The sequence below is a fragment of the Flavobacterium sp. genome (assembly GCF_029242675.1).
In the GTDB taxonomy this organism is placed as follows: domain Bacteria; phylum Bacteroidota; class Bacteroidia; order Flavobacteriales; family Flavobacteriaceae; genus Flavobacterium.
On sequence record NZ_JAQWTM010000431.1, the window covers coordinates 1 to 5995 of the forward strand.

The following is a 5995-nucleotide window of genomic DNA, read 5'->3' on the forward strand; positions in this document are numbered from 1 at the left end:
ATCGATATAATAGGCTTTGAATTCTACAACGGTAGTAGTTGCAGTCAAAACTTCTAATTTTTGCCATTGGTTCGCAATAGCCCATTGCAATGAATCTTGTTTTAAATTGCTTGTTCGTGCTGACTTATCAGTAGTGGCAACAAGGTAATCAGCTTGGTGGGTAGCATACGCGCTGTATCGAGAGCGCATCAATTTCTCGGCAGTAGGTGCCGCTGCCTGTCCTGAAATATAGGGTTGGCAGCATAAATCAAAAGAAACGCCTGATCCGCAATAACAAGGAGTTGTCATATAGTTGGAATTAACCGTTTAAAGCAACAATTTTTTGATGCAATTGATTGAGTAAAACTTGGTACTTACTCAGCTCTACTAAATCATCATCATCATCCGAATGATCTAAAATATCATCCAATTGTTCGCTCACCTCCGCTAGTTTAGCAGTAGCTTCTGTTGCATCCTTGGCAACAATCAAATCAATGATTTCTTGTACATTGGCCTTAAGTAAGGCGTAGTTATCCACTTGCTTCATAGCTGGTTTATTTATTGATCTGAAGATTTGGTCTCATTAAATTTTTTCACAATTTCTTTAAGTTTTTCCTTTCGGACTCTTTCTGCCTGCTTGGCTTTGTCTTGTGCCTTGTGCAGTTTATCATTGTGCTTCTTTATATTTCTTTCATTATTTCTACTCATACTGCGGTACTTTATTGGCATTTTTAAGCCACCTCGAAAAGGCAGCAGTTATATGCACATAATTTGATGCAAAGTTCGTTTTTTTTATCCAACAATAGTAACAAATAGGGCGCAGATTCTACAAATGACTATAGTAAACTATTTTACAGAAAATGAATATAGGATTAGTAGTAATCAATGCCAAATATTTATAAATATCTAAATAGTACAATCATTTAGTATATTTTTTGCAAAACTGAATCCTATCTTAAATTATTTTCTTACCTTTATTTTGGTAAGAACAATAACGCAAACCACAAACTTTTCAATTGATGAAGGTAAAAACTAAATGGTCCATAATCCTAAATTAGTACATCGTTAATCCTAAGTTTGCAGGATTAATTGTATTTGTAGTGCTTGCGACCACTTTTTCTTTAATGGCAGTGAAACAATTTACTATTGAAAAAGAAATAAAAAAAGCCAAAAGAGCTAATACACTAGAGGTTATCTATCAAAATATTGAGCAATCTTTAAAAAATGCGTATATAAGTACATTAACGCTTGCTCTCACTATAGGCGATGACGGCGTACCTGAGGATTTTGAAGGAATAGCCCAAAAATTATTGAATTCAAATGCCAATTTAAGTGCTGTACAACTTGTTCCAAACGGAATAATCAAATACACTTTCCCTGTTAAAGGAAATGAAGCTGCCATGAATTTAAACATTCTTGAAACAGTGGACCTAAAGGAAGATGCGCTAAAATCCATGAAATTCAATAAAATGGTTTTTTCAGGACCTCTTGTTCTAAGACAAGGCGGCAGAGCTATCGTAGGTAGATTACCGGTTTACATTAAAGGAAAATTTTGGGGTTTTTCAGCTGTAATAATTAAGTTAGATAAATTTTTTATTGCCGCTGGGGTAAACATTATTGATACTACAAAATATGAATTTCAATTATCTAAGAAAAATTATCGCACAGGTAAAACAGATCTTTTTGTGCTTCAAAAAACCAAATTCACAGATGATAATTTTGTAAAAAGGAGTATTCCTGAGGGACAATGGAATATCTATTTAATTGATAAACAAATGAATCGTTTGCTAATTAATTTAGTTGTTAGCCTATTTTTAGGACTGCTTCTAGCGCTAGTATTTGCAATGCTTACTATTTTACTTTTAAATCGAGCTACGCAGTTAAAAATATTAGTAGAAGAACAAGCCTTGAATATTAGAGATAACGAAATTAAATTTAAAACTATTTTTGATCAAGCAGCAGTAGGTATAGCTAATGTAGATATTAAAACTGGTCGATTTATTGAAGTTAACAGCTACTTCTGCAAAATGCTTGGATACACTCAAGAAGAAATGAAATCAAACACATTTCAAGCTATCACTCACATAGATGACCTCACTGAAGATGTCAAGAATGTAAAAAAATTAAAAGAAGGTGAAATTGATGCCTATACCTTGGAAAAAAGATACTTATCGAAAGATGGAAATATTGTTTGGGGAAATTTAAATGTCACTCCTCTTTTAAACCAGGATAAAAAACAAATTAGTGTAATTGCAATTATCGAAAACATTACCGCTAGAAAAGCAAATGAAAATACAATCAAAAGAAACGAAAATCATTTCAAAGCACTTTTTGACGATTCTCCCTTGCCTATAAAAGAAGAAGATTACTCGAATGTAAAAATCGAATTGCAATTGCTAGGACTTATTAATAAATCGGAGGATGATATTACGATATTCTTATCCAACCACTCGTTAATCCTCGACAAAATAAGAAATCTGATCAAAATAAATCACGTAAACAAGGCTTGTCTAACTCTTAATCAAGTTGAATCTAAAGAACAATTAATTGAATTTAGAAAGAACAACCTAAACACAATTGAATCAGATCATTTTATAAAATTATTAGTTGCAATCGCAACAAACAAACAAAGGTTTGAAATAGACACCAGTATCATTGATAAAAGCAATACCTTACGTTACATTACCTATAAATGGAATGTGATTGGAGGGTATGAAAACAGTTTAGAAAAAACCATTGTAACCACTGAAGACGTTACTGAGCGCAAGAATGCTGAGAAGGAAATAAGTAATTCTCAACAAAAAGTACAATCTTTAATAAATACTATTGATGGGATCGTTTGGGAAACAGATGCAAATGTAAACTTTACTTTTATCAGTAAAAAAGTAGAAGCAATTTTAGGCTACACAAGCGAAGAATGGCTTTCATCAAAAACGTTTTGGGTAGATCACATTTATAAAGAAGACAAAGATTTTGTGCTAAGTTTTTGTACGGCTCAAACAGCCGCCAACATGGATCATGATTTTGAATACCGTATGATTGCTAAAAATGGTAGTATAATTTGGCTCAGGGATATCGTCAACCTTAATTTCGATGCCAACGGGAAATTACAAAATTTAAGAGGTATTATGATCGATATTACCAAAACAAAGGAAATCGAAAGTTATTTAAAAAGCTCGTTTAATCTTGTAAGTGAACAAAATAAACGTTTGCTTAATTTTTCATATATTGTTTCGCACAACTTGCGCTCTCATACAAGTAACATCACCTCGTTGACAGATTTAATTCAGCATGCAGAAACAACAGAGGAAAAAGACGAACTAATTGAGCTGCTAAAACAAGTAAGTAATGCACTCAACGACACGCTTTACAACTTAAACGAAGTAGTTAATATACAAACTAACTTAAATTTACTAGTTGAGAGTATAAAGCTTAAACCTTATTTAGACAACACATTAACCGTGTTAAGCAACGAAATAAGAACTAATAAAATAGCTATTATTTCCAATGTTTCTGAAGATATTGAAATTCAATACAACCCTGCTTATTTAGAAAGCATACTGTATAATATGATCTCAAATGCTGTTCGATATTGTGATAAAAACCGTCAAAGTGAAGTAAACATAACGTACTCCTGTGAAGATGGGAAAAAGTATATCACTATTCGTGACAACGGAATTGGTATTGACCTAAATCGCAATGGAAATAAAATATTTGGTATGTATAAAACATTCACAGACAACGTGGATTCAAAAGGTATTGGATTATTTATAACCAAAAACCAAATCGAAGCCATGGGAGGTACTGTGACCGTGGAAAGCACATTAGGAGAAGGAACCACTTTTAAAATTCAACTAGCATGAACCAAAAGAAAATATGGGTCGTAGATGACGATCTAATTTATAAGACCATAATTAAAAAAATAATCGATAAATCGGCTATTTTCAGTGCTACAACAACTTTTTCTAACGGAAAAGAAGCTATCAATGCTTTGAAAGATGCGATTTCGAATAAAGACACACTACCAGATATTTTATTGCTTGATATCGAAATGCCAGTAATGGACGGTTGGGGCTTTATGGAAGAAATAGCTTTAATTAAAGAGAGCATACCACAGCGCCTTATCATCTATATTTCGAGTTCCTCAATTGCAATAGAAGACAAATTAAAAGCTAAAAATAATCCGAATATTGTGGGATATATGTCAAAACCAATTACGATTGATGATCTTAGGTTAATCGCTGATTTTAATTAAGTTGGCAAACTACTTTTAATTTCTTCCAAGCTTCTCTCGGTAACAATTAATTGATCGATGATCGTTTTACGTAGCACATCTAAATCTTCATAGTTATAATGCTTGGCCCAGGAGGTTAGTTCAAATAAATTTCGAATTTGCTTAATTTTCTTAGTCGTTTCAAAACTAGTTCTTACAATTGCCTTTTGATCAAATTTTGGGTTGTTCTTATGCTCGTAAGTAACAGTTCGGTTTTCATAATCTACAGCTAAATAGTACAGTTTTTCAATAGCATTATCAGGATAAAATGACTCCCAAAGAGCAAAGCCTAACTTGGTTTTAGAGGCTGACGGAATATCCAAAGCAATCAATCTCCATTTGCTATTAGCCAAACGTCCCCAATGGTGTGACAAACGATACATTCCTTTGTCCGTATAATAATAGGTACTACCTGCCTTGCTAGTAAATTGCGCTTTTAGACCTGTAATTCTACTACTGTCAACTTCTTCAAAAACACAAAAAGTATTCTTAAAAGCATTAGGTGCAGGTTTTATATTTTTTTCCATGCACAAATATAATCAGATTATAGAAAATAGAAAACAACGAATAAATGACTAACTTTGCCGTTTTAATCTCAAAAATAAAAATCATGACAAAAACTTCAGACGAAAAAATGTTACAAAAAGGAGTTTATACCGGAATAATCGAGAAAGATGAAAACAACAACTTTTTTTGTGGTGTTTATCTTTTAGATTATAAGATGGTTGTAGCAAAACACGTTTTAGGCGATTTAGTAACAATTAAATCTGTCATTGAAAATCCAAGCGATATTAGCCACAACAAGTATCCTAAAAAGTCTAAAAACTTTGACAAAGCAAATCATAAACCACAGCAATAACCCCTCTTAATAGCTAAGCTGTAGGGTTAAAATTATGATTTTCCATTTTTTTTTTTAACGACCAACTAAAAGCTTAAAAAAAAGTGTACCTTTGCAAAAAATTGTTGTTTTTTAAAATTAGTAGAATAATTTTCTAATTAAAAGACAAGTAGTTACCTTATTTATGAAAAAAATAGTTGAATACCGCAAACTGCTGAACGTAGACAAAACTGCAGAATTAAAAGATTTAAAAACCATTTATCGCAATGCGATGAAAGAATCGCATCCTGATAAATTTCAAGGTGACGAAGCTGGTTTAAAAGCTGCTGAAGAAAACAGTAAAAAAATTATTGAAGCTTACCATTTTTTAGTTAGCATCAATCCTGAAACGATCAAACAAAATTTACCGGAATATACGGAGACAATTAGTACTGCAACCATTACTGATTATAAATTTGTTGAAGGTAGATTAATTATAAACTTTTCTAACGGAAGTGTTTACGAATACATTAGTGTTCCTAAAGCAACTTACGTGAAAATGGTTAACGCTGATTCACCAGGGCGTTTTGCTAAAAGACATATCTTAAATTCTTTTACTTGGAGAAAAACAACCAACCAAGACTAGATTTAAAACTTCAAAGCACTCTTAACCGAGTGCTTTTTTTTTGTTTACACAAAAACCGTAACTGTTTTCAGCTTTGACACAGTTTCCAACTAAAAGTAGTAGGATTATCATTCTACCAACAGTTCGTTATTCAATACTCCCTTTTTAGCAAGTAGCCCTACCCTACTGCGTTTGTGCTTTTACTGCAGCTTTATAACATTTCGATACCATACGATTTACAAAAGATTATTGAATAGCACTTTTGCTTTCCTACGAAATGATAATCAACTCTTTAAACACC

The 5995-nt window shown here is 32.4% G+C and carries 8 protein-coding genes; 4 read left to right on the top strand and 4 right to left on the bottom strand.

The genetic code is table 11. The annotated features are described in order from the left end of the window. The 3 genes from P8M54_RS15695 to P8M54_RS15705 all read right to left on the bottom strand — a co-directional run. A partial coding sequence (locus P8M54_RS15695) for a YchJ family metal-binding protein (protein ID WP_300288979.1) occupies positions 1 to 288 on the bottom strand: 288 nt, incomplete at its 3' end. Positions 289 to 298: 10 nt separating this feature from the next. Then, positions 299 to 526: a hypothetical protein gene (locus P8M54_RS15700; protein ID WP_300288981.1), complete on the bottom strand. Its 228-nt coding sequence runs from the start codon at positions 524 to 526 to the stop codon at positions 299 to 301. 11 nt (positions 527 to 537) lie between these two features. Next, positions 538 to 687 carry a hypothetical protein gene (locus tag P8M54_RS15705; protein ID WP_300288982.1) on the bottom strand — a complete coding sequence of 50 codons (150 nt, stop codon included), beginning with the start codon at positions 685 to 687 and terminating at the stop codon, positions 538 to 540. 416 nt (positions 688 to 1103) lie between these two features. On the opposite strand from P8M54_RS15705, the gene P8M54_RS15710 reads away from it, so the two are divergent. Together P8M54_RS15710 and P8M54_RS15715 are read left to right on the top strand one after the other, a co-directional pair. Then, positions 1104 to 3842: a PAS domain S-box protein gene (locus P8M54_RS15710; protein WP_300288983.1), complete on the top strand. Its 2739-nt coding sequence runs from the start codon at positions 1104 to 1106 to the stop codon at positions 3840 to 3842. Beyond that, positions 3839 to 4234, top strand: coding sequence for a response regulator (locus P8M54_RS15715; protein WP_300288984.1), 396 nt, complete (start codon positions 3839 to 3841; stop codon positions 4232 to 4234). The genes P8M54_RS15710 and P8M54_RS15715 overlap by 4 nt, the downstream gene beginning before the upstream one ends. Here the strand turns inward: P8M54_RS15715 and P8M54_RS15720 are convergent. Then, positions 4231 to 4779: a hypothetical protein gene (locus P8M54_RS15720; RefSeq protein WP_300288985.1), complete on the bottom strand. Its 549-nt coding sequence runs from the start codon at positions 4777 to 4779 to the stop codon at positions 4231 to 4233. The two genes, P8M54_RS15715 and P8M54_RS15720, sit on opposite strands and share 4 nt — an antisense overlap. A gap of 83 nt (positions 4780 to 4862) precedes the next feature. On the opposite strand from P8M54_RS15720, the gene P8M54_RS15725 reads away from it, so the two are divergent. Then, the gene (locus P8M54_RS15725) at positions 4863 to 5111 is read left to right on the top strand and encodes a hypothetical protein (protein ID WP_300288986.1); all 249 of its coding nucleotides are present in this window, start codon (positions 4863 to 4865) and stop codon (positions 5109 to 5111) included. Positions 5112 to 5274: 163 nt separating this feature from the next. Next, complete coding sequence (locus P8M54_RS15730; protein ID WP_300288987.1) at positions 5275 to 5715, top strand: KTSC domain-containing protein; 441 nt, start codon at positions 5275 to 5277, stop codon at positions 5713 to 5715. Positions 5716 to 5995: the final 280 nt, after the last annotated feature.